Genomic DNA, 21,992 nt, shown 5'->3' with positions numbered 1-21,992 from the left:
TGTTTTTAGTCACCTGTTAAAAATGTTATATTTGTTCCCGTGAAAAAGTAAATAGCACAATATTGCGATAAGCTTTAATTTTATATTTAGGCTGTTAGTGGCTTATTATCATAGAATACCAATAATCAATGAGTAGGATAAGAATTAAAAACTTTGGCCCTATAAAAGAAGGAAACACGGAAAATGATGGCTGGATAGACATCAAAAAAGTGACCATGTTTATAGGTAATCAGGGTTCGGGAAAAAGTACTGTTGCTAAACTGATATCCACCTTTGTTTGGATGGAGAAGGCATTAGTACGTGGTGTAGGCGATTATAATAAAAAGTGGTTCGAAGAGAAAAACAGGCTACACGATTTCTTTCTGGGATATCATAATATTGAGAGTTACTTAAATGTTCACTCTGTAATTGAATACGATGGAGAAGCATATTCCATCCTGTATAACAATAGCTTTCTTCATGTTCATCAGAAAGAAGGTACAACCTATCATCTTCCTCAGATAATGTATGTGCCTGCAGAGCGGAATTTTATCGCCTATGTAAAAACGCCTAAAGAGCTCAGATTATCATCGGCTTCGCTACAGGAATTCTTAACCGAGTTCGAAAACGCGAAAGCAGAGATGAAAGGGCCAATACAGTTGCCTATCAACAATGCATCAGTTGAATATGATCGCCTGAATGATATATTAAATCTCAGGGACAACGATTACATAATAAAACTAAATGAGGCTTCCAGTGGGTTTCAATCGCTGGTTCCGCTGTATTTGGTAGCAGATTATCTTTCCCGTTCTGTTAAAGGGGATAGTGAATCACACGAACCCATGAACGACGAAGAGCGGCAGCAATTTAAAATTGATTTTGAGGAAATATGGAATAACAGAGCCCTTACAAATGAACAAAAACGTATCGCAGTTTCGGCACTTTCAACAAGGTTTAATAAAACAGCATTTATCAATATAGTAGAGGAGCCGGAGCAAAATCTGTTTCCCTCGTCTCAATGGGAAATGCTGCAAAGTCTGCTTAAATGTAACAATATGAATGCAGACAATAAATTGATTGTTACCTCTCACAGTCCTTATGTAATTAATTATCTGAACATCGCCATACAGGGAGACGAATTATTACAGAAAATAAGAGAAGCAAAAAAAGAAGATATTTTACTGCCTGAGTTATTTAAAGTAATACCTCAGACGGCCTTAGTATCCGCCAATGACGTAGTAGTGTATGAACTGGATGAGACAAGAGGAGGCGTTAAAAAGCTGCCTGCGCCAGAAGGTATACCTTCCGATAAAAATTACCTGAACAATATGCTTCGTGCAGGAAATAATATATTCGATACCTTATTATCCATTGAAGAAGAATTATAGAAATGAACTTTTTTGATGCTGCCTGTCAGGAACCACCACTGAGTCATGTTGAATTTGGACTTTGCGATGATCAGAACACTACAATTGCATATACTGATGTAACCGATAAATCAAAATGGGTTGCCACTGTAAAAAACGAAAATGCACTTGCTGTCACCTTTACTGCTATTGATAAATGTGTAATAAAAGACAATGAACATGTTGGCAGAGGTAGATGTGATGCTATGCTCACTACAACATCGTCACTATTTTTGGTTGAATTAAAAGATGCATTTCCTCCATGGCAGGCAGGGGCCCTGGCTCAGTTGGTATCTACTATTGAATTTCTGAAAGCACATCATAACATTGATGCTTATACACATAAGAAGATATTCGCCTGTAATAAGAAACGTGCCGGCTTTGTGGCAATAGATAATGAGGAGAACAAGGCTTTTTTTCGGGAGCACCGTTTTCGGATGGATATTCAGGCTGAAATAATTGTTGTTAAATAAGTTCATTTAGCGCCCTTCTTTATTTGCACCACACCTGATCATCCTGGCGTCGAAAATCGCATAAACTAACCTACAAACTAACCGGGGCTGATGAAGTGGTATACACACCTCATCAGCCCCGGTTTCATAACACCTTAACGAACTTACAGCGTACCAGCCTGCACCAGTCGCTGACCCAGTTCTCTGCCATACGCCGTCAGAGAATAGATCTTCATTGGTGTACCATCCGGATTGGTATACTCATGACTTGAATAGGTCAGGAAACCATCCCGCTGGGCCAATGTGAGATAATGATCAAAGAGATTTGCAGCATCCATGTTGACTGCTGCCTCTTCAGGCGTAAAGAAAAAACCTCTTACTTCCTGATAGGGGGCTTGCTCATACTGCTTTCTTATCCAGAATTCGAGGATAATGTCGTTGGGACTAACAAAGAACTTCATTAGAAAAATGTATTTTATTACGGGTATATAACGCCTTCCAGTTACCGGATATTGTCTGAAAAGCGGTCCTTATTTAGTCCATTTTTCGCTATTTATTCTTTGTTTATCAATGGTTTATATTGAGCTTAAATCCATATTGTCAAAGAGCTGATGTAAAGGTACCAGGACTCCCTGCATTGTCACTATCAGGTAGTATAAGATATTGTAAATCATTGACTAAAGGTGATCAAGTCCACCTATGCTCCGTGTATGAAGCATGTATGCGTCATGTATACGTCGAATGAACAACCAGTCAGCGTCCAGCCTGAAATATCTTCTTCAGCTTCGTATTATCCCCATATTATCCCATAACTACGCCGTTAATGCTTCGCTTAGGAGCGAAGAACTAACGGCGTAGTTATGGGATAATATGGGTGTAATCGGAATAATCAGTCCTTTTTAACGGACAAAGTCCCCACAACTACCAGTAAAAAGAACATATTAGTACCCGTTGCCCAGCGATAGGCCATCAGCCATTCCGATAGGGAAGGATCCGCTCCCAGGAACTGGAAGAACAGTCCACCGGTAATACACACGCCCAACGCAATAGATACCTGTTGGAAGGTCACATACGTAGCTGCCGCAGTCGCTGCGAGATGTGTAGGGATTTTCTTTAATGTAATAGTCAGGAGAGAAGGTAAGACCGATCCACAGCCCATGCCATATAGAAATAACACCCCCAGGAATGCCTGCCGGTAGACAGTGGCCGATAACAGTGCACCGGCAGGGGCTATTTCCATGATCAGGACATGTAAGAATAACATGGTCAGCATCAGCAATACACCCGCCTGTATGATCACTTTGCCATAACGGGCTGTCAGCCGGCTGGAAAAAATAGCCGCCACCACGTAACCTACACCCTGTATCACAAAGTAACTACCGGTAGCTGCAGATGATAAGCCAATACCGGTCTGCAATAACACCGTATTGATCAGGAAATAGGAATCCTGGGCAATGAAGTAAGCCGTAGCTGTTATCAGGCCCGTATTAAAACTACGGTTACGGAATAGTTGCAGGTCGATCAGGAAGCGTTTTCCCGTCTTTTGCCTGTGATACTGGTCCCTGATAAACCAGGCCAGCAATACAAGGGAAAGTGGCAATAAAAGCACACTCCACAAAGGCCAGCCCATTTCCCGTCCCCTGATCAGCGGATAGATCAGGGCGATCAGGCCGGCGCTCAGGAGTAACACGCCGGAATAGTCCGGACTGCCGCTGGTCTTTTTAGCGGGCGTTTTCAGCCAGTACGCCGCAGCGGCAGCAGCCAGCAGACCAGCAGGCAGATTGACCAGAAAAAGCCATCTCCAGCCACTGATGGCGCTCTGTATCTCCGGTAGCAGGCCGCCCAGATACTGACCAATCACCGACGCAATACCGGCAATAGTGCCATAAATACCTAATGCCTTCGCCCGTTCCTGATGAGCAGGAAACAGGAACTGAATATAGGCAATGCTCTGTGGTACCATAAACGCTGCAAACGCACCTTGCAGCAACCGTGCAATATTCAGCTGCGTGGCATTTTGTGCCGCAGCACAACACACAGAAGCTGCGGTAAACAGCAACATCGACCAGATGAAGACCTTTTTATGGCCATAGTAATCCCCGAATCTTCCCCCGGTGATCAGAAATATCGCATGCCCCAGCAAATACAGTGCAATGACCATCTGGCTATCGCCGTTCGTACCATGAATACCTTCCCGGATGGATGGCAACGCCACATTTACAATAAAAAGATCCACGACGGAAAGGAACGCCGCTGTTGAGACGATCAGTAATGCAATCCAGCGGTAGATGTTGGTATAGGAAGCTGTTTGATAGGTAGTTGTCTGACGCAATAAAGTACGCATATAATGTGTATAAGTATCCCGAAGGATGGTTTTATGTATTTTTGTTGCAGCAAAATTGAGCAGGCAATACTTATCAGACAAGTAGTGTCACAGAACATACCTGGTATGAAAAAAGATACTATTGATGAATAACAGCGGCTTAGTGTTTAAAAAAAATGTAGCGTGATGGAAAAAAAGATGGACGACAAACAACCGCAGACAATATCCGAAGAAGAATCGCCTAATCCGATGATGGAAGCAATGCAGGCGATCGGGGGTAAATGGAAACTGTTACTGCTGGATACGATCCGCCGGGAATGCCCGAAGCGTTTCGGTGAGCTCCGCAGAGAAATGGAACACATTACACATACAACACTCACTGCGCAGTTGCGCGAACTGGAAAGGGACGGCATTCTGACAAGAGCAGTTTTTCCTGAGGTACCGCCAAGAGTAGAATATAAACTCACCCCATTGGGAAAACAGCTGATTCCGATCATGGATGCCCTTTGTACGTGGGGAGAATTGTATGGTAAAGAGAAACCAAGGGTGAAATAAAAAAGAAGCGGGATTGTATCATACTATCCCGCTTCTTTTTATATAGCGGTCGTTTTTAATCTTCTTTATACAGGGTGATCACCGGTGGCTTTGCCCACGATGTAAAGTCAGGGGAGGTCAGCAGATCAAATGGCTGATGTGTACCACCCAGTTCTCCTGAATGTTTAGCAAACACCACTTCTGCAATCTTATAATGCCGGATAACATAGGAACAAAGCAAACAGGGCTCCACATTGGTATACAGGATGGACCCGGCGAGACTGTCTGTATTACGCAAAGCGTCCAGGATAGCCACTACTTCAGCATGACGGGTAATGTCTTTCTGTTGTTTGCTTTTCTCTGAGCCTTCTCCGATAATGACGCCATCTTTGACGATAACACTTCCTACCGGACTTTCACCTTCCTTTGCGGCTATATCAGCAAGCTGATAGCAACGCGTCATAAATTTGTCGTTTGTCTGCATTGTGTAGCAATATAAATGGTTAGCTATAACTTGTATGTCCTGTCAAACTATCTTTTACTCACTCTTCACTCAGGATTTCCCTGATGGCTTGCATATGTCCTGCCAGCTGCTGCTGTTGTTCCTTTGTCAGCTTTTTTATCAATCCGGCTATCTGCCGATTGGAAGTATCATTCAGTTCATTGAAAAGCTGGTCTCCTTTGTCTGTGAGAGAAACCAGCGTTATCCTTGCATCCTCACTGGATACCTCCTTTAAAATAAGCCCCGTTTTCTCAAACTGCTTCAGTACTCTGCTTAGGTAGCCCTTATCAATTTGAATTTCAGTCATGATCTGTGAAGCGCTCACTGGCTGATTTGTATGTATCTCATATAGTATACGTGCCTCCACAAGAGAATAGTCGCTATTCAGCAAATGGTCGTCCAGCAGGCCAATCAGCCCTGTGTAATACCTGTTAAATGCTCTTATGCTATCGATGATTTTTTTATCTTTCATAAAAATGAGGTTGTTAGCCCTGGACACAGGGGCTGATCATGACGGGGCAAAATTAGGACAATGTCAGATCATAACGACGTTCAGTAAGTGGTTTGCCAAAGATTTCAGAACATTTTTCTTCGGTCAGTGTAAATCCGAATTTAGTGTACAGGGCAATGGCGGCATGTTGTTCCTCTGTCGTTAGTAAATACGCCTCCCGGATGCCTTTCTCACGCATGAACCCTATAAATTCCTGCATAAGCTTTCTGCCAAGACCGATCCCCCGGTATTCCGGCTGGAAAATAAAATAGCGCAGCTGCACCTGAGTGTCCCTGTGCTGTGCAACGAGGCAACCCATGATCTTTCCCGCATGCTCACAGATCCATACTTTGTCCTGCGCAGGGTCGTATTCCCGCGCAAAGTCTTTCAGCCCATCCAGTACATACGCCTCAAAGCTGATTCCGTAACCGCATTCCTTTGCATAAAGGTCGCCGTGTATATAGGCTACATAACCCAGGTCACCCGGTTGTAGCGTATTTCTTATCTGAATAGCCGACAATTTGATAGTGCTCATATTGTTCCTGTTAGTGTTTATTAAAATAAAAGCAAAAGGTTGACTTTTTCAACCAATTGATAATGCGAAGTAAGATAAATAAGTTGAAAAAGTCAACCTATATGAAAATAAAATATCTGATAACAGGATAGAAATGCCATACTAACCCGGATACAACATTTACCAACCCGGCTATGCTAACCAGTGGCCATTTCTTCAATTTTGGGGTATAAACACAACACATGAAAACGATCTTTATTACAGGCGCTTCCTCCGGATTAGGTAAAGCTACCGCCAGATTATTCGCGACCGAAGGCTGGCGCGTCATAGCGTCTATGCGCAACCCGGAAAAAGAAACGGATCTCCGCCAGCTGGAGAATGTGATATTAGTATCACTGGATGTAACCGATCCGGCACAGATTGAAAAGACAGCAGGGGAGATCATACAGCAATACGACCTGGACGTAGTATTTAACAACGCGGGTTATGGCCTGATTGCGCCACTGGAAGCGGTGAGCGATCAGCAGATTGCCCGGCAGTTTGAGACAAACGTTTTGGGTGTGATCAGACTGACAAAAGCGTTGATTCCTTATTTCAGGGAAAAGGGCAGGGGACTCTTTATTACCACCACTTCTATGGGCGGCGTGTTTGGGCTGCCTATGAGTTCCGTTTACTGTGCCAGCAAATTTGCCATTGAAGGCTGGACAGAGGCGCTATCTTATGAACTGGGACAGCTGGGCATAGGCATCAAAACAGTGGCGCCAGGAGGTATTAAAACCGAATTTACAGGCCGTTCTCTCGACACCGCCGCACATCCCGCCTATGAAAAGATGATAGGACAATTATACGCAGGCTTTGATCCGGAGCAGTTTGCAACAGCGGAGAAGATCGCAGAGACCGTTTACGAGGCCGCTACCGATGGCAAACAACAGCTCCGCTATCTGGCCGGCGAGGATGCAAAAACACTGTACGCCCGTAGCCTCAGCATTGGCACAGCAGCTTTTCATCAGGAAAGAACAACGCTTTTCTTCGGAGAATAACCATTTTAATATCATCGTGAAGGGATAGTATTCTCTTCACTTTTAAATACATTTGCATCATGGGACAGCAAAAAGCGCCGCCTTTATTTAACTCTGTATCTGAGTTGCTCAGAGCATTGGGATTACCTGCTCCGCAGCACCCTTTACTCACCGTTACCAACTACGCAGAGATTACTGCTGATGTGACTGAACTCTCCAAAGGGATGGTCCTGAATATGTATAAGATCTCTCTTAAATTTAACTTCAGGGGAAAGATTAAGTACGGGCAACAGTACTATGATTTCGATGAAGGCGGACTGAGTTTTGCCGCTCCGATGCAGGTGATCGCCGCAACTGAAGAAGAAGCTGATTACAGCGGACTAACCTTACTTATCCACCCTGATTTTCTGCGCAATTATCCCCTGGCTAAGACCATTAAAGACTATGGCTTCTTTGATTACTCCGTCCATGAAGCGCTTTGTCTGTCCGAACAGGAAAAACAGGTCATCATAGGCATCTTTGAAAGCATCAAACGGGAACTAAATGCTGCCATAGATCACTTTAGTCAGGATATTATCATCTCACAAATAGAACAGTTGCTCAACTACAGCAATCGTTTCTATAATCGTCAGTTCATTACCCGGAAGGCAGTACACAGCGATCAGTTATCCGCTTTGGATGAGATGCTGCGTAACTATTTCGATCGTGATAACGCCTTGTTTGCAGGTATTCCTGCTGTGGAAGAAATAGCAGCAAAACTCAACGTATCCCAACGCTACCTCAGTGATATGTTACGCTCACTGGTAGGCGTGAATACACAGCAATATATCCAGCTGAAAATGATAGATAAGGCAAAAGAGTTATTAAGCACGACTGATCTCACTATCGCTGAGATAGCCTATCAACTGGGTTTTGAATATCCACAGTCATTCAATAAATTTTTTAAGAAACAAACAACTGTCTCTCCGCTGGACTTCAGGAAATCATTTAACTAAATACGAAGTAAGGATTTTACCAGATTCTTTCTTTGCTTCGCAATAGGGATCTTCTTTGCTGTATGCTGCATGATCAGATAACCTGCGTCTTCATTCAGTAGGCTTGTTACATGCATACGGTTCACCAGGTGTGACTGATGACAGCGGATAAACCCATATGGGCTTAATAACTCTTCATATTCATACAGGGGTTTTGATATCAGATGTTCACTGCCATTGGAAAGAAAAAAGGTCGTATAGTTGTTGGATGACTCACACCGGATGATCTCCTTTACGGGTACAAAGAACGTCTCTTTTTGCGTCGGCAGGGCAATTTTCTGGTATGCATCCGGCTGTTGCTGCTCCAGTAAATGCAGCAGATTGTCCAGTCGCAGTGGTTGGTTTTTGTTACTGACAGATTGCTCTATTTTACTAACGGTGATCTTTAGTTCTTCAATATTGATAGGCTTCAACAGGTAGTCCAGCGCAGAGAACTTTACCGCCATAATACCATAGGTGTCGTAAGCCGTCACAAACACAACCTCAAAGTTAATGTCTTTAATAGACCGTAACAGATCAAAACCATTTTCCTCCGGCATCTCGATATCCAGAAAGACGACGTCCGGCTTTAGCTGCATGATCGCTTTTCTTGCCGCTGCCGCATTCATAGCCGATCCGGTCACGGTAATGTTTTGACAATGTTTGTTAAGTAAAGCCTGCAGATTGTTAATATTGATGATTTCGTCATCTACGATGATGGCAGTGATCATTGATTTATCCAGTTGTAAAAGGTTAAAACAGCCGCTGTACCTGATTGCTTATTAAAAGTAAGACTTATTGACTGTGTACGATGGAATAGTTTATTGGCAGTGTGTATCCGGGCCTCTGTTAACCGCAGACCATAACCCGTTTCAGACCTTGTTTCTTTCCAGGTACCATTATCGCTGATGATAATGACGAGGCTATCCTTTTTATCTCCTGCTTTACAGATAATACGGAGTTGCCCCTTATCACCAGTGCCAGCTACACCATGCTTGATGGCATTCTCTATCAATGGCTGGAGCAGGAGTGTGGGTATCTCAATATCTGCAGGATGTAAGGAGTCAGCTACTTCTATCTGCCAGTTGAAGTTAAATCTTAAAGCTTCTAACCCGATATACAGGCGCATCATATCCAGTTCCTGGTCCAGTGTATTGAGCACCTGCTGACTTTTGGATAAAGCCTTTCTCAGTAAGGAACTAAACTCCTGTAAATATAGATTTGCTTCATCGATACGGCCTGTATTCATCAGACCCTGAATGGTGCTCAGCGCATTAAAGGTGAAGTGTGGATTTAATAACGATTGTAGTTTGATAGCCGCGTCTTCCAGTTTGTCCTGCGCTGCTTTTGAAGAGCGGAGTTGCTTTTTATAAATTGTTAGTATAGCAATAAAAATAACGGCTGCCATCAGTATGCTAAACAACATATACAGATACGGAGACTGATACCAGTATGGCTGTACGGTGATATAACAGATAGCGGTGGTTTCCCGCTGAAGCGTATACCTGAATGATAGTTGATAGGATCTGTTGTTTTCAAGATGAGCAGGTCCAAACCCGTTACTGCTGACGATGTTTAATGACTTTTTTCTTTTAAGGTCTGTCAGCACATACTCTATTTCTGTACTATCAAATGCAGGGATTCCTGCTGGTCCGATAGTGGTCATTGTTCCCGGTCTGACCTTGATTTCAGCCGGTTTATCAGGCTTTGCAGCAATGCGTGTAGAAAGTACATGTTCCTTCTGCCTGCTGTAGAGCATGAGCTCCGGTATCACTTGTATTCTTTTTATACGACAGCGGGTGATCATGGAATCTGTTTGCTGATCGTAGAGGGTAATAACGTATTCCTGGCCAATATTCAGATATACCTGTATGCTTTTGCCTCCTGAAATCTTTACACTTGAATCGGCTTTATTTTTCGTATTGTATAAACGGAAGTAATACCGGGATGATGATGGGCTGAACGTGCTGTCTGGCAGAATGTTAATAAACCCTCCGGCAGTGTACAACTGTACCTGTCGCTGATCTGGCGATTTTTCTGTCCGGCCGGAGAGTAACCCGGCACTAACGATACGGAAGTGTGTTAAATGCTGCGTCTTTGAAGGCTGAGCCGCTGCCGATTGCAGACAGAGCAGATATATCAGGATAAGAAAGATGCTTGCTTTGTGTATGGGCTTGATCATAATAGAATGATGCTATTCAGGTTACTCAATATAATATTATTTATTGGGGAGTTGTTTTATTGCTCTTTGGCGATATCGATCATGGCTTCCATTTCGTTGATCAGCGCTGCGTCCGAAGTATATCCTTCAGAGATGAACCGCAGCATGCCGTTTTTGTCAATGACAGCTCTGAATGGGATGGCTTTCACGTGATAGGCAGCAGCTGTTTCAAACATACCGGAATCGTCCGGGACAGGAATATCTATCAGTGTGTTGGCTGGTTGCGCATGTTTTTTAATGTATTGGTTTATCCTGCTGCTCGCAGCTGCTCCTTTTTCCATGGTTGCTATATAGTACCAGTTCACTTCGGGGTGCTTTTTTTTCAATTGCTCCATTGCCGGCATCGCAGCTTGACAGGGCGCGCACCAGGTGGCCCAGAAATCGAGTACGACGATATTGCCCTTCATGTTAGCAAGATAGATACGATTACCTTTAGTATCGGTGAGGCTGAACGCTGGTGCCGTTATATCAGTAAGCATTTTGGCCATCAGCTCCTGTTTATAGGCACGTACTATATTTTGCTGAAGGGAGTCCATGAAATGAGATGCCTGATCTGCATTGCCCGTTCTTATAACCAACAGTCTCATGAGTTGTTCTTGCATATTCAGACTCGCATTTCCCGTTGATACGCTTCTGAGCAATATATCATACGACTTGTCGGCGTGTCCATTTGCTGCTGACAGAATCGCATATAACTCGGCAGAAGACTGATCTGCCATGTCCGGGGGTAAATAACTAAATGCTTTTTCTATATAACTGAAGGCCATAGTATCCTTCCCGGTCATATGAAGTATCTGTGCATAAGAGAGATAATAAGGATATTGGGCCATAGACATAAACCGGCTCCAGGATTGTAAGGGAAAATCTGTTGGCCTCGCAGAAGGATCGTCTTTAAAAGAATGGTATAAATCAATTGTCCTACGGGCAATTAGTTCCGCATAAGCCAGACTCGTTTTATGGCTGATGAGTTCATTAGCAGCCATATTCAGATAAGAGGTCTGGTTGAATTGATTCTTTATCTGGTTGATATAGTTTTCAAATTGAGTAAAGTTCCTGGCATGAAGGAAGGTCAATGCAGTTATCCCTTTCATAATATCGATATCTTCCGCATCTTTAACAGTATCAAGCCTGAAATCTTTTATAAGGACAGACATGGCTTTTACATTTTTTTCAGGCTTAGTTTCCTTTGTCATATTACTGATACGGGCGTTAAGGAAATTCCTCTGCTGTGCATGGACGTGCCATCCCGCCAGGAGTTGTATGCTGATGAATAATGTGCTGATAAATTTCATGGTGTTATTGAATTGGATGTAAAACTAAAAGACAACCAGGGAAGGGCACAGGCCTGATGTGCAAATGGACAGTATGAATGTGAATTCTTGCCATTTCAGGCCTTAAATTGTCCATTTCGGGTCATTTAAGGGCCCTCAGGCCCTCCTAATGCGTACATTTGCAGCATGTTCAGGTCATACCACTTTAAATGGTGCTTTATCCTTATCGGTATACTCGCCGGTAGTACATTTGTTATAAGGCTGGGGGAAGTCAGGCTATGGAGCATTGGACAAGTGATCGGACATGTCCTGTCAATCACTTTTCTGATTTCTTCCTGTTGGTTTGTGCATGCCTTTTTCAGGAACCTGAAATTACCTATACACAACAGAATAAGGATCATTTTCAGTATTACAACAGCAATGGTGATTGCTCTGGGGATCATATACTATTACGATCAGTATCTGCCGCCGGGACTCGTGCCGCCACGTGAGGCCATGACAGGAGATACCTTTGCAGATTTCCTCAGAAGACTGATGGCAGGCTTTTACCTGAGCATGATCTGTTTTATCGTTTTCGACATCGTCTACACCAACAACATTCTGCAAAAGACACAGCTGGAGAATGAGCACCTCAAGCAGGCACATCTTCATGCACAGCTGATATCCTTACAACAACAGATCAGCCCTCACTTTCTGTTTAACTCACTCAGTACTTTAAAGAATATCGCAGCCGACACAGATACCAAGAAATTCGTGGTACAGCTGGCACATGTATACCGTTACCTGCTCAATTATAACGAGCACCATGTGACCTCCCTGTCGGAAGAGCTTTCTTTTATCCATTCCTATCTCTATATCCTGCACCAGCGCTTTGAAACAGCCCTGGACGTGAATATAGAGGTGCCCGACCGCTATCTGGACTGCCTCATACCGCCTCTATCACTGCAATTGCTGCTGGAAAATGCCATCAAGCATAACGTATTATCGCCGGAAGCACCTTTGCATATTCACCTGTCTGTTAACAGTAAAGGAGAATTAGAGGTCGCTAATAACTGTCGTCCCAAAAAAGTAACAACAGAAAGCACCGGTCTGGGATTGCAGAATATCAAAGACAGGTACCAGCTACTCTTTAACAAAGATATCAGGGTGAACAACACCCCGGAAACCTTTACAGTCAGTTTACCTTTAATCAGCAATGAACGTAATCATAATTGAAGACGAACGTAGAACAGCGATTGAGTTGAAGTCTATGCTGGAAAACATCGATCAGGAGATCAATGTAATGGCTATCTTACCCTCTGTGGCGACTGCTATCGCATGGTTTCGGGAGAACCCGACGCCCGATCTTATATTCTCGGATATCCAGCTGGGAGACGGACTGAGCTTTGATATCTTTAAAGAAGTACAGATCAATGTCCCCGTGATCTTCTCCACCGCATTCGACCAGTACGCAATCAATGCCTTCGAATCAAACAGTATTGATTACCTGCTCAAGCCCATCGAGGAGAGTATGCTGGAGCGTAGCTTACAAAAGTATAACCGTATCCGGGAGCACTTCTCCGCCGGCGCATATGCTACCAATTTAAGTAAGGCGGTCAATCAGCTGGATAACAACTACAAACAGTCCATTCTGATCTACTACCGGGAAAAGATCGTTCCTGTTAAGGTCGGGAGTATATGCTTCGTATACACATCCAATGGTATCGTCAGGATCTACACCACCGAAGGGCCGGAATATACCGTTCCCTACACTATAGAACAACTGGAAGAGATGCTGAACCCACAGGTCTTTTTCAAGGCTAACAGACAGTTCATCATCAACAGGAATATTGTCCAGGATATCGAGCATTACTTCAACCGCAGACTCATCGTAAAAACCACCTGCCAGACGCCGGATAAGATCATCATCAGCCGTCTCAAAGCCCAGGATTTCCTCCGCTGGGTAGAACAGTAATTCCCGCCTGGCATTTCGTTTGTGATTTTGGTCATTTCATAACCCCATCTGTGTCGCTCATAAGAATATAAAAAAAGCGCACCGGGGTATCATCTAGCTTTGCTGTCAATTACTGACCGGCGCCTGTAAAGAGGCCGCCGGAACGGACTTTATGGATCTCTTAGTTGATATATGAATAAAAGACTATTATTAGCAACACTTGCATTACTGCCCTCCGGACTCTTCGCACAGTCGGTCTGGACATTACGTAGCTGCATTGAGTACGGTATGAAGAATAACCGTAACAACGTCATCTACGACAATGAAAAGAAAGCTGCCGATGCACAGGCCAAAGAAGCGCTCGCCGCCTATCTGCCTTCCGTTAGTCTGAATGGCTCCCTGGATGACAACCTGAAAGTACAGGAAACGGTTATCCCGGCTGGTATCTTCGGACCCGACGACATCCGTGTGGCCTTCACTAAAAAGTTCAATTCTAACGGATCAGCCCAGCTGGACCAGACGATCTTTGACCAGTCACTGATCGTCGGACTGAAAGCCAATAAGTATAACGTACAACAGGCAACGCTCAATCAAAAGAAGAGCGAGGAAACTATTATTTACAACATCACAAACGCCTACTACCAGATCTTCATCTACCGGGAACAACTGGGCATGCTGAAGAGCAACCAGGAGAAATACCGGCAGCAGATGAATGTGACTGCACAGCGTGTTAATAAAGGCACTGTGCTGCAAAAGGAGCTGGATAAAGTCACGGTGGACTATAACAATGCCGTGTCTCAGATTGTGGTAGCAGAAAGCAACATCACTTTGTCGGAGAACCAGCTGAAGTATGAAATGGGCTATCCGATCAAAGACCCGATCCAGGTAGATAGCAGTGCGGCAGAAGGGAACCTGCGCGTCGTAGCGCCGGTACTGGCAGAAGACAAAAACTTCTCTGCCTACAACCGTACAGACTATCAGCTGTCACAGGTAAATGCTTCATTACTGGATATCGATCAGCGGCGTATTAAAGCCGGTATTTATCCCCGTCTGACGGCCTATGCCCGTTATGGCGCCGTTGGTTTTGGGGATAAGCTGAATCAGTCATTTTCTACGATGAGCACTTATTCCGCTATCGGATTAAAACTCAGTTTCCCTTTGCTGGATTTCTTTAAACGCAATGCACAGTATAACCAGGCGAAATATAAACACCTGAACGCGGTGGAGAAACTGAAACTGGATGAAGGGAAGTATGAACTGGAATATGAGAACGCGCGGACAAAGATGATGAAGGAACAGAGCAATGTGGAGAACAACCGCCGGAACATAGACCTCGCCCAGTCAGTATTTGACGTGACCAACCTGCAATATGAAAAGGGTACCACCGATATGACCGATTGGATCAATGCACAGAACTCGGTAAAGGAAGCGCAGAATAATTATCTCAGCTCCCTTTACAACCTCATTCTTGCCAGACTCGAACTGGAGAAGACTGCGGGCACCCTGAAGACTTTTTATACGGCTTTATAAATCAGCACATGAAAACCAGATATATTACCATTATTGCCATCATAGCGATCGTTGCACTGATCGTGTTTAAACTGGCCGCTAACAAGCGTAAACTGAATGAAAAGAATAATCCGGCCCCGGTTGCCGCTGTACGTATTCCTGTAAAGGTCACAGCAGTAGCAGAGCAGGTATTGGAGATCAATATTCTCAAAACGGGTAACCTTGCCCCGTTTAAAGAAGCAAAAGCCCTGGCCATGTCAGGTGGTACCCTGTTAAAGGTAAACTTTGATCTGGGTGATAACGTGAAACAGGGACAGGTACTGGCGGTGACAGATACCCGTCTCGCACAACTGGAATTGCAGAAGGCAGAGACAAACGCTGCAAAACTGAAAAATGACCTGAATGTATATACCGAACTCCTGGCAGGTAAGGCAGCTACGCAGGAGAAGGTAAACGGTATCAGACAGGACTATGAAAATGCCGTGAACCAGGTGCAACAGGCAAAGAAGAATATCTCGGATGCCGCTATTCTGGCGCCGACTGGTGGCGTGATCGCTGCCAAGAAGGTAGAACAGGGCATGTTTGTAAATGCAGGCACGGAGATCGCTTCTATCGTCAATCTTTCCCGTGCAAAAGTACAGGTCAACCTCACAGAAGCTGAAGTATATAAAGTGAAGGAAGGACAACCAGTGAAGATCAGTACTGACGTCTATCCCGGCAAAACATTCAGTGGTACGATCAGCTTTATCAGTCCGCAGGCCGATGAAACACACAACTATCTCGTAGAGATCCTCATCGGCAACGACAACGAAACCCTGCTCAGATCAGGCACATTTGTCTATGTCGATTTCTCCAGAAAAACAGAACAGCAGGTACTGGTGATCCCAAGAGAAGCACTGACAGAAAGTGTGAAAGATGCTGCCGTATATGTATTACAGGATAGCGTTGTACATCAGCGTAAAATACAGACAGGTGCAGATGTGAATGGTATGGTACAGGTGCTTGGCGGATTAAAACCGGGAGAACAGGTGGTGACCTCTGGTCAGATTAACTTAAAGGATGGCAGTGTTGTCAGTGTCTCCAAATAAAAATATTATCGCTCATGTCAATAGCAGAAGTTGCCGTAAAACGGCCTTTACTGATCATCGTGATATTTACGGTGCTTATCCTCTTCGGATTGATAAGCTACAATAAACTGAATTATAACCTGCTTCCAAAAATAGAAGTGCCAACGGTGACGGTCAGTACGATCTATCCAGGCGCTTCGGCCTCAGAGGTGGAAACATCTGTTACTAAAAAGCTGGAAGATGTATTTGCGGCGATAGAAGGTCTGGACAAGATCAATTCCACTTCTCAGGAGGGTATCTCACAGATCGTCATACAGTTTAAAAGCGGTACCAATATCGACGAAGCAGAAGCAAACGTACAGCGGAAGGCGGATCAGGCCATCAATGATTTACCGGATGATGCCGACCGGCCGCTGGTGAATAAGGTCAACCTGGAAGAAGCGCCTGTCGTACGGGCCGGGGTTACTTCCAATCTGACGCCTGCTGCAATGTATGAATTCGTAGATAAACAGCTGCGCCCGATCCTGCAGAACGTAGCTGGTGTGGGACAGGTTAATATTATCGGTGGAGATGAAAGACAGATTCAGATCAATGTCGATCAGAGCAAACTGTGGGCATATGGCCTGAGCATCTCTGATGTGACGAATGCGGTCAATAATGCCAACCAGTCATTTCCTGCCGGTAGTATCGAAACAACAGAACAACAGTTCACAATTCAATACGACGCAAACGTAGCATCTGTTGCGCAACTGCGTGACCTGATCGTACGTCAGCAACCAGGCAAGGGAAGTATCTATCTGCGGGATGTGGCAGAGGTGGTGGATGCTACTGCGAAAGCGACTGCGATCAACCACATCAACGGAGTACCCTCTATCGGTATCCAGATCATCAAACAATCAGATGCCAATGCGGTGAATGTAAGCCGGCAGGTAAAGGCCGCTTTCGAACGTATCGAAGGACAGTATAAAAACAACCAGCTGAAATTTATTATTTCTACGGATCAGTCGACCTATACACTCCGTTCTGCCGATGCGGTAATGGAAGACCTGGTGCTGGCGGTTGTCATCGTAGGGATTGTTATGCTGGCCTTCCTGCATAGCTTCCGGAGCTCCATGTTTGTGATGGTGGCATTGCCTTCCTCCATGATCCCGACCTTCATCGCCATGTACCTGCTGGGTTTCTCCCTCAACCTGATGACCTTAATGGCACTCTCACTGGTAGTAGGTATTCTGGTGGATGACTCTATTGTGGTGCTGGAGAATATCTACAGACACCTGGAAATGGGATCAGACAGAAGAACGGCTGCCCTGGAAGGACGTAATGAGATTGGTTTTACGGCCATGGCGATCACATTGGTGGACGTAGTAGTATTCCTGCCACTGGCAATGTCTGGAGGTATTATCGGGGCTATTCTGCGCGAATTCTCCCTGGTAGTAGTGGTATCTACACTAATGAGCCTCTTTGTATCCTTTACCGTCACACCAATGCTGGCCAGCCGGTTTGGTCGTCTGGAACACCTTAATCCCAAGAGCTGGTGGGGTAAAGCTAACCTGGGCTTTGAAAGCCTGATCGATAGAACAAAAGAGAGTTATGCCCGCATACTGGTATTGATGTTAAGAAAGAAACGCTGGTTATTGTCCGGCGTGATCGTCCTGATCATCGGTTCTATCATGTTATTGGCAAAAGGTTTTATTGGTGCTTCATTTATCCCTTCGGGAGATCAGGGAGAACTCATGATCAATCTGGAGCTGAATCCATCCTCCAGTATCTACCAGACCAACATGCTGACCCAGGAAGTGGAAAAGATCATTATGAAGCGTCCGGAAGTGGATAAGGTGTTTTCAAGTATCGGTTTTATCAGTGGTGGTGTAGCAGGAAGTGGTAATAATGCCAACCGTGCAGAACTGACCGTCACCCTCAAAGGGGCTGATGAAAGAGACATGACGGCGGAGCAGTTTGGTATCATGATACAAAGACAGTTGACCGCTGCCGTTCCTGGTGCAAAAGTAACTGCTTCTCCGACCTCCATCACCGGCTCCGGTAGTCAGGCGCCTATTCAGATCGCTATTAAGGGACTGGACCTGAAGGCAGTTCGCTCCATTGCAGAGCAATACATGAAAGAGGTGACCAGCGTAGCGGGTACACAGTTTGTACAGTTGTCAGTAAAAGCGCCTAAACAACAGATTGAGGTAAAACTGGATCGTGAGAAGATGACATTGTTAGGTATCAATGCCACCCAGGTAGGTGGTGCATTACAGAATGCATTCAGTGGTAATGACAATAGTAAGTTCAAACAGAACGGCAACGAATACGACATCCTGGTGAGCCTCGACCGCTATGACAGATCAAATATCAGCGATGTGAGAAACCTCACGTTCGCCAATACGAACGGACAACGTTTTGTGTTGAGTCAGTTCGCCGAGGTAAAAGAAACTATGGGCGAAAGTGTCCTGGAAAGAAGCGACCGCCTGAACTCCATTACCATAAACTCCAATGTAGCAGGACGTCCGACGGGAACCGTGGCAGAGGAGATCAAAAAGAAGGTAGCCGGTATCAAATTGCCGCCAGGTATATCTGTTGAATATTTAGGTGATGTGAAAAACCAGGGAGATGCATTCTCCAGTCTGGGACTGGCACTGATCACCGCCATCCTGCTGGTATACCTGATCATGGTGGCCCTGTATGAAAGTGTCATCTATCCGTTTGTGGTATTGTTCTCTATACCGGTAGCGCTGATCGGTGCTTTACTGGCACTGGCGCTGGCTATGGAGACCCTGAATATCTTCTCCATTATCGGTGTCATCATGTTGTTAGGGTTGGTGTCTAAGAATGCGATCCTGATCGTAGACTTTACGAATCAGCTGAAAGAAGAAGGACGTAGTGTGAATGAAGCCCTGATTGAAGCCGGAAAAGAACGTCTCCGGCCTATCCTGATGACAACCCTCGCAATGATCCTGGGTATGTTGCCTATCGCATTGGCAACAGGCGCAGGCTCCGAGATCAAAAACGGGATGGCCTGGGTGATCATCGGTGGACTGACCAGTTCAATGATCCTGACCCTGTTTGTGGTGCCTGCCATGTACCTGATCATTGAACGGCTGAAGAACCGCTTCCAGAAGAAATCTACACCCGATACCAGGTTAAGTACGACCTGATCCTATTCTTTATAACCAGATAACGGCAGCTGCAACAAATGACTTGTTCCGGCTGCCGCCTGGGATTCTTTTACCACAACAATTTAAATACGTAGCTGATGAAGTCCTCCCTTTACTTCGGTCTTTTATCTGTTTTTGTTACAAATGAACTGATGGGGCAGGGGCAGATGCCACCCGCGCAGAAGAGAATGGTAGATTCAATAAAGAAGGTGTATATGAGGGAGGCGGCCATCAGGAGTGTGTCTTTGCGGCAGGTCATGGTCTCTACCGATTTCATATCTAATGCAGATATCAACGGCAAGCTCTATGGCAATAACCTGTTTGACGGGAAGATATCCCAGATACGCACATCTGCGCTGGTGAACGTGCCGGTAGTTGCCTGGGGAAAGAATAAAGTCACAGCCTCTTTCAGCCTGTTCCATCAGTACCTGAACCTGGTAAGCAATAAAGCGTACATGCCGGATGATTTTAACGTGCAGGATACGGCAATGAATAAGGTGACGGTAGGGGTAAGTGCCTCTTTCCAACGGGTAGATTCATTGTTTGGCCGCAGGGTGATCTATACCGGTAGCCTTACGGTCCTCTCGGATGATTACCGGCTGGCACAGAAGATCAGTTTCTTAGGTGGAATGATCTTCCAGCTGAAACAGACAAGGACAACCAATGTCAGTCTGGGACTCTTATTGAACATCGATCCGGCGGTTAATATTCCGGTCTTGCCGCTGTTTGTCTACTGGCATATGTTTCCCAATAAGCTGGAACTGGATATCAGTCTGCCGCAACGTATCGGAGTCAGAACCGCCTTATCCAAAAAAAGCTGGTTCACCTTCGGTAGTGCGATCGCCGGGTCTGTATCTTTCTTCCGTCTGTCACATGCGGTCCTGCCCGCAGATGCGAGTTTCTCTTCCGTGGATCTGAAAACAGGCCCCGGACTGGAATTCCGTATAGGCAAGCTGTTAATGCTAGGGGTGAACGGCGGCGTACTGACTCCGCTGACCTCAAGACAGTATGAACGAAATGAGAGATCTGATAAGTATTTCCTTTCCAATAAGATCAGCACTATACCGTATGCGAATGTAACGGTATCGTTGCTGCCATTTTAATAATAACAAGGCGATGTGCCCATTAAGATATATCGCATGAGATCACATGCAATAACAGTTTAGTATACGATGCACTTTAAGTGTAACAGTTGTAGGTTTTAAGCAGTACACCGGCCCAGTCATGGGCTGGTGTTTGTAATGTTATTATAGTAAAAAAACAAAAGTGTGGCCTGGTATGACCACACTTTTGTTTTTATGAAACATGCAGGCTTTTCAGCTGATATAAATTAATCTTTCAGCAACGCAAGTATCTGCTCATTCTCAATAATAGTCATGCCATGCCGGTCACTGGTAATACCTTCACGGAGCAGGTAGGTATACCTTGGAATGGCTCCTTCCAGTATAGTAGGCAGATAACGGAACTGAATACCAGGATCTTGTCTTAAGGCATCACCTACCTCAATGATGTGCGTCGAAATGACAAAAAAACAATTATGATAACGGGCAAATGCGGCGGTCACAGCTAAGGTGGCATCATATGCATCTTTTACATTGGTACCTTTGAAAAGTTCATCAAAGATCACTAACAGATTTTTACCGGCACTGACTTCTGCCGCTACCTGCTTTACCCGGAGTACTTCTGCGTAAAAATGACTGTATCCCATGTTCAGGTTATCAGGCACATTAATAGAAGAATAGAGACCGTCCCGGACAGAAAATTCCATATCTGCTGCGGCTACCGGGAAGCCCATATGAGCCAGGTAAAGTGCGACACCGATTGACTTCATCAGGGTAGATTTACCTGCCATATTAGCGCCTGTCAGAAAAATTACGTTAGCATTTTCGTCAAGAGACACCGGATTGCTGATCCCGGCAGGCAGCGCAGGATGGCGTAAAGCGGTGGTGCGGAATACTGCCGGAAAGGCCGGTAAGGCAGTGGCATAATGGAAACCCCGCTGGCGGGCCACATCACTGACGGTAATATATACATCCAGCTGGTAAATACCCTCCAGTACCTGTTCCATTGCCGCCTGATGATGATGCCGCAGCTGACGGTCATACTGTGCCACTGTCATTATAGAAAAGTCATTGGCATTATCCAGCCAGCTGATATCAGATAATGTTTTGCGCAAAGCCACTGCTTCCTCATAATCAGGTAGTAGCTGTAAAAAGTCGCGAAAGGTGCGTAATACATCTATGGTCGCCACCAGCCCTGCACAGAGTTTTTCATACCCATCGTCGTTTAGAAATGCATGCAGTTTCTTCCGGAGAATAAATGAGAGGCCGCTCCCACCACCCATGGTGAGATAGTTTTCTGCCAGTTTAATTTGTTCCCCGCTAATAGGAAAAGACAACTGCCGTTCCTGAAAATAGCGGAAAGTAGCGCTACGTTTGTTAATGGCATCCGGGTCAATAAGGGGCTGCTGGAACATTTGTTCCAGCAGTCGTTCCCCTCCGGTGGTTTTGATTTTGCTAAAAAGGTAGTAGATAGAGTTTGGTTTGAACCTCCCCAGCAGGTTCAGGTCCTCCAACGTTTGTTTATCAGCTGTAAAACTCATGC

Annotated in this window: 20 protein-coding genes; 11 read left to right on the top strand and 9 right to left on the bottom strand. The window is 45.0% G+C overall.

What is annotated here, in order from left to right:
• The first annotated feature begins 128 nt into the window (after positions 1-128).
• Positions 129-1,367: an ATP-binding protein gene (locus BMZ72_RS09120; RefSeq protein WP_089807484.1), complete on the top strand. Its 1,239-nt coding sequence runs from the start codon at positions 129-131 to the stop codon at positions 1,365-1,367.
• Between the two features lie 2 nt (positions 1,368-1,369).
• The gene (locus BMZ72_RS09115) at positions 1,370-1,858 is read left to right on the top strand and encodes a hypothetical protein (protein WP_089807482.1); all 489 of its coding nucleotides are present in this window, start codon (positions 1,370-1,372) and stop codon (positions 1,856-1,858) included.
• Positions 1,859-2,001: 143 nt separating this feature from the next.
• On the opposite strand, the gene BMZ72_RS09110 is transcribed toward BMZ72_RS09115, so the two are convergent.
• Both BMZ72_RS09110 and BMZ72_RS09105 read right to left on the bottom strand, forming a co-directional pair.
• Positions 2,002-2,298, bottom strand: coding sequence for a hypothetical protein (locus BMZ72_RS09110; RefSeq protein ID WP_089807480.1), 297 nt, complete (start codon positions 2,296-2,298; stop codon positions 2,002-2,004).
• A 428-nt stretch (positions 2,299-2,726) separates the two neighbouring features.
• Positions 2,727-4,181, bottom strand: a complete 1,455-nt coding sequence (locus BMZ72_RS09105) for an MFS transporter (protein WP_089807478.1) — start codon at positions 4,179-4,181, stop codon at positions 2,727-2,729.
• A 165-nt stretch (positions 4,182-4,346) separates the two neighbouring features.
• On the opposite strand from BMZ72_RS09105, the gene BMZ72_RS09100 reads away from it, so the two are divergent.
• Positions 4,347-4,715, top strand: a complete 369-nt coding sequence (locus tag BMZ72_RS09100) for a winged helix-turn-helix transcriptional regulator (RefSeq protein WP_089807476.1) — start codon at positions 4,347-4,349, stop codon at positions 4,713-4,715.
• Between the two features lie 55 nt (positions 4,716-4,770).
• Here BMZ72_RS09100 and BMZ72_RS09095 read toward each other — a convergent pair whose 3' ends face one another.
• Genes BMZ72_RS09095 through BMZ72_RS09085 form a run of 3 tightly spaced genes read right to left on the bottom strand, consistent with a single transcriptional unit; the run spans position 4,771 to position 6,221 of the window.
• Positions 4,771-5,178 (bottom strand): nucleoside deaminase, encoded by a 408-nt coding sequence (locus BMZ72_RS09095; RefSeq protein ID WP_089807474.1) that lies wholly within the window; start codon positions 5,176-5,178, stop codon positions 4,771-4,773.
• A gap of 58 nt (positions 5,179-5,236) precedes the next feature.
• Positions 5,237-5,668, bottom strand: coding sequence for a MarR family winged helix-turn-helix transcriptional regulator (locus tag BMZ72_RS09090; protein ID WP_089807472.1), 432 nt, complete (start codon positions 5,666-5,668; stop codon positions 5,237-5,239).
• Between the two features lie 52 nt (positions 5,669-5,720).
• Complete coding sequence (locus BMZ72_RS09085; protein WP_089807470.1) at positions 5,721-6,221, bottom strand: GNAT family N-acetyltransferase; 501 nt, start codon at positions 6,219-6,221, stop codon at positions 5,721-5,723.
• A gap of 221 nt (positions 6,222-6,442) precedes the next feature.
• Here BMZ72_RS09085 and BMZ72_RS09080 point away from each other — a divergent pair, with 221 nt between their 5' ends.
• Together BMZ72_RS09080 and BMZ72_RS09075 are read left to right on the top strand one after the other, a co-directional pair.
• Positions 6,443-7,240: an SDR family oxidoreductase gene (locus BMZ72_RS09080; RefSeq protein ID WP_089807468.1), complete on the top strand. Its 798-nt coding sequence runs from the start codon at positions 6,443-6,445 to the stop codon at positions 7,238-7,240.
• 59 nt (positions 7,241-7,299) lie between these two features.
• Positions 7,300-8,214 (top strand): helix-turn-helix domain-containing protein, encoded by a 915-nt coding sequence (locus BMZ72_RS09075; RefSeq protein WP_089807466.1) that lies wholly within the window; start codon positions 7,300-7,302, stop codon positions 8,212-8,214.
• Here the strand turns inward: BMZ72_RS09075 and BMZ72_RS09070 are convergent.
• From BMZ72_RS09070 to BMZ72_RS09060, 3 genes are read right to left on the bottom strand one after another with little or no spacing between them, the layout of a single operon-like run.
• The gene (locus BMZ72_RS09070; protein ID WP_089807464.1) at positions 8,211-8,963 is read right to left on the bottom strand and encodes a LytR/AlgR family response regulator transcription factor; all 753 of its coding nucleotides are present in this window, start codon (positions 8,961-8,963) and stop codon (positions 8,211-8,213) included. The two genes, BMZ72_RS09075 and BMZ72_RS09070, sit on opposite strands and share 4 nt — an antisense overlap.
• Complete coding sequence (locus tag BMZ72_RS09065) at positions 8,960-10,414, bottom strand: sensor histidine kinase (protein WP_089807462.1); 1,455 nt, start codon at positions 10,412-10,414, stop codon at positions 8,960-8,962. Before BMZ72_RS09065 ends, BMZ72_RS09070 begins: the two co-directional genes overlap by 4 nt.
• Before the next feature lie 56 nt (positions 10,415-10,470).
• A complete protein-coding gene (locus BMZ72_RS09060) occupies positions 10,471-11,745 on the bottom strand; it encodes a TlpA family protein disulfide reductase (RefSeq protein WP_089807460.1) in 1,275 nt (424 codons plus the stop codon).
• A 165-nt stretch (positions 11,746-11,910) separates the two neighbouring features.
• On the opposite strand from BMZ72_RS09060, the gene BMZ72_RS09055 reads away from it, so the two are divergent.
• From BMZ72_RS09055 to BMZ72_RS09030, 6 genes are all read left to right on the top strand, one after another.
• Entirely contained in the window at positions 11,911-12,939 is a 1,029-nt protein-coding gene (locus tag BMZ72_RS09055) for a sensor histidine kinase (protein ID WP_089807458.1), read from the top strand.
• Entirely contained in the window at positions 12,920-13,678 is a 759-nt protein-coding gene (locus BMZ72_RS09050; RefSeq protein WP_089807456.1) for a LytR/AlgR family response regulator transcription factor, read from the top strand. The genes BMZ72_RS09055 and BMZ72_RS09050 overlap by 20 nt, the downstream gene beginning before the upstream one ends.
• Positions 13,679-13,849: 171 nt before the next feature.
• A complete protein-coding gene (locus BMZ72_RS09045) occupies positions 13,850-15,187 on the top strand; it encodes a TolC family protein (RefSeq protein ID WP_089807455.1) in 1,338 nt (445 codons plus the stop codon).
• An 8-nt stretch (positions 15,188-15,195) separates the two neighbouring features.
• Positions 15,196-16,254 (top strand): efflux RND transporter periplasmic adaptor subunit, encoded by a 1,059-nt coding sequence (locus BMZ72_RS09040; RefSeq protein ID WP_089807453.1) that lies wholly within the window; start codon positions 15,196-15,198, stop codon positions 16,252-16,254.
• Between the two features lie 14 nt (positions 16,255-16,268).
• Positions 16,269-19,388, top strand: coding sequence for an efflux RND transporter permease subunit (locus BMZ72_RS09035; RefSeq protein ID WP_089807451.1), 3,120 nt, complete (start codon positions 16,269-16,271; stop codon positions 19,386-19,388).
• 98 nt (positions 19,389-19,486) lie between these two features.
• Positions 19,487-20,491 (top strand): DUF6268 family outer membrane beta-barrel protein, encoded by a 1,005-nt coding sequence (locus BMZ72_RS09030; RefSeq protein ID WP_089807449.1) that lies wholly within the window; start codon positions 19,487-19,489, stop codon positions 20,489-20,491.
• Between the two features lie 227 nt (positions 20,492-20,718).
• On the opposite strand, the gene BMZ72_RS09025 is transcribed toward BMZ72_RS09030, so the two are convergent.
• A complete protein-coding gene (locus BMZ72_RS09025) occupies positions 20,719-21,990 on the bottom strand; it encodes a MutS-related protein (protein ID WP_089807448.1) in 1,272 nt (423 codons plus the stop codon).
• Positions 21,991-21,992 lie beyond the last annotated feature (2 nt).

This window comes from Chitinophaga sp. YR627, assembly GCF_900114995.1.
Taxonomy (GTDB): Bacteria; Bacteroidota; Bacteroidia; order Chitinophagales; family Chitinophagaceae; genus Chitinophaga.
This window is presented reverse-complemented; position numbering and strand designations above follow the sequence as displayed.

What these genes read in the sequence shown, in the direction of transcription:
- BMZ72_RS09120 (WP_089807484.1), top strand. Translation starts at nt 129, where the DNA reads ATGAGTAGGATAAGAATTAAAAACTTTGGCCCTATAAAAGAAGGAAAC.
- BMZ72_RS09115 (WP_089807482.1), top strand. Translation starts at nt 1,370, where the DNA reads ATGAACTTTTTTGATGCTGCCTGTCAGGAACCACCACTGAGTCATGTT.
- BMZ72_RS09110 (WP_089807480.1), bottom strand. Translation starts at nt 2,298, where the DNA reads ATGAAGTTCTTTGTTAGTCCCAACGACATTATCCTCGAATTCTGGATA.
- BMZ72_RS09105 (WP_089807478.1), bottom strand. Translation starts at nt 4,181, where the DNA reads ATGCGTACTTTATTGCGTCAGACAACTACCTATCAAACAGCTTCCTAT.
- BMZ72_RS09100 (WP_089807476.1), top strand. Translation starts at nt 4,347, where the DNA reads ATGGAAAAAAAGATGGACGACAAACAACCGCAGACAATATCCGAAGAA.
- BMZ72_RS09095 (WP_089807474.1), bottom strand. Translation starts at nt 5,178, where the DNA reads ATGCAGACAAACGACAAATTTATGACGCGTTGCTATCAGCTTGCTGAT.
- BMZ72_RS09090 (WP_089807472.1), bottom strand. Translation starts at nt 5,668, where the DNA reads ATGAAAGATAAAAAAATCATCGATAGCATAAGAGCATTTAACAGGTAT.
- BMZ72_RS09085 (WP_089807470.1), bottom strand. Translation starts at nt 6,221, where the DNA reads ATGAGCACTATCAAATTGTCGGCTATTCAGATAAGAAATACGCTACAA.
- BMZ72_RS09080 (WP_089807468.1), top strand. Translation starts at nt 6,443, where the DNA reads ATGAAAACGATCTTTATTACAGGCGCTTCCTCCGGATTAGGTAAAGCT.
- BMZ72_RS09075 (WP_089807466.1), top strand. Translation starts at nt 7,300, where the DNA reads ATGGGACAGCAAAAAGCGCCGCCTTTATTTAACTCTGTATCTGAGTTG.
- BMZ72_RS09070 (WP_089807464.1), bottom strand. Translation starts at nt 8,963, where the DNA reads ATGATCACTGCCATCATCGTAGATGACGAAATCATCAATATTAACAAT.
- BMZ72_RS09065 (WP_089807462.1), bottom strand. Translation starts at nt 10,414, where the DNA reads ATGATCAAGCCCATACACAAAGCAAGCATCTTTCTTATCCTGATATAT.
- BMZ72_RS09060 (WP_089807460.1), bottom strand. Translation starts at nt 11,745, where the DNA reads ATGAAATTTATCAGCACATTATTCATCAGCATACAACTCCTGGCGGGA.
- BMZ72_RS09055 (WP_089807458.1), top strand. Translation starts at nt 11,911, where the DNA reads ATGTTCAGGTCATACCACTTTAAATGGTGCTTTATCCTTATCGGTATA.
- BMZ72_RS09050 (WP_089807456.1), top strand. Translation starts at nt 12,920, where the DNA reads ATGAACGTAATCATAATTGAAGACGAACGTAGAACAGCGATTGAGTTG.
- BMZ72_RS09045 (WP_089807455.1), top strand. Translation starts at nt 13,850, where the DNA reads ATGAATAAAAGACTATTATTAGCAACACTTGCATTACTGCCCTCCGGA.
- BMZ72_RS09040 (WP_089807453.1), top strand. Translation starts at nt 15,196, where the DNA reads ATGAAAACCAGATATATTACCATTATTGCCATCATAGCGATCGTTGCA.
- BMZ72_RS09035 (WP_089807451.1), top strand. Translation starts at nt 16,269, where the DNA reads ATGTCAATAGCAGAAGTTGCCGTAAAACGGCCTTTACTGATCATCGTG.
- BMZ72_RS09030 (WP_089807449.1), top strand. Translation starts at nt 19,487, where the DNA reads ATGAAGTCCTCCCTTTACTTCGGTCTTTTATCTGTTTTTGTTACAAAT.
- BMZ72_RS09025 (WP_089807448.1), bottom strand. Translation starts at nt 21,990, where the DNA reads ATGAGTTTTACAGCTGATAAACAAACGTTGGAGGACCTGAACCTGCTG.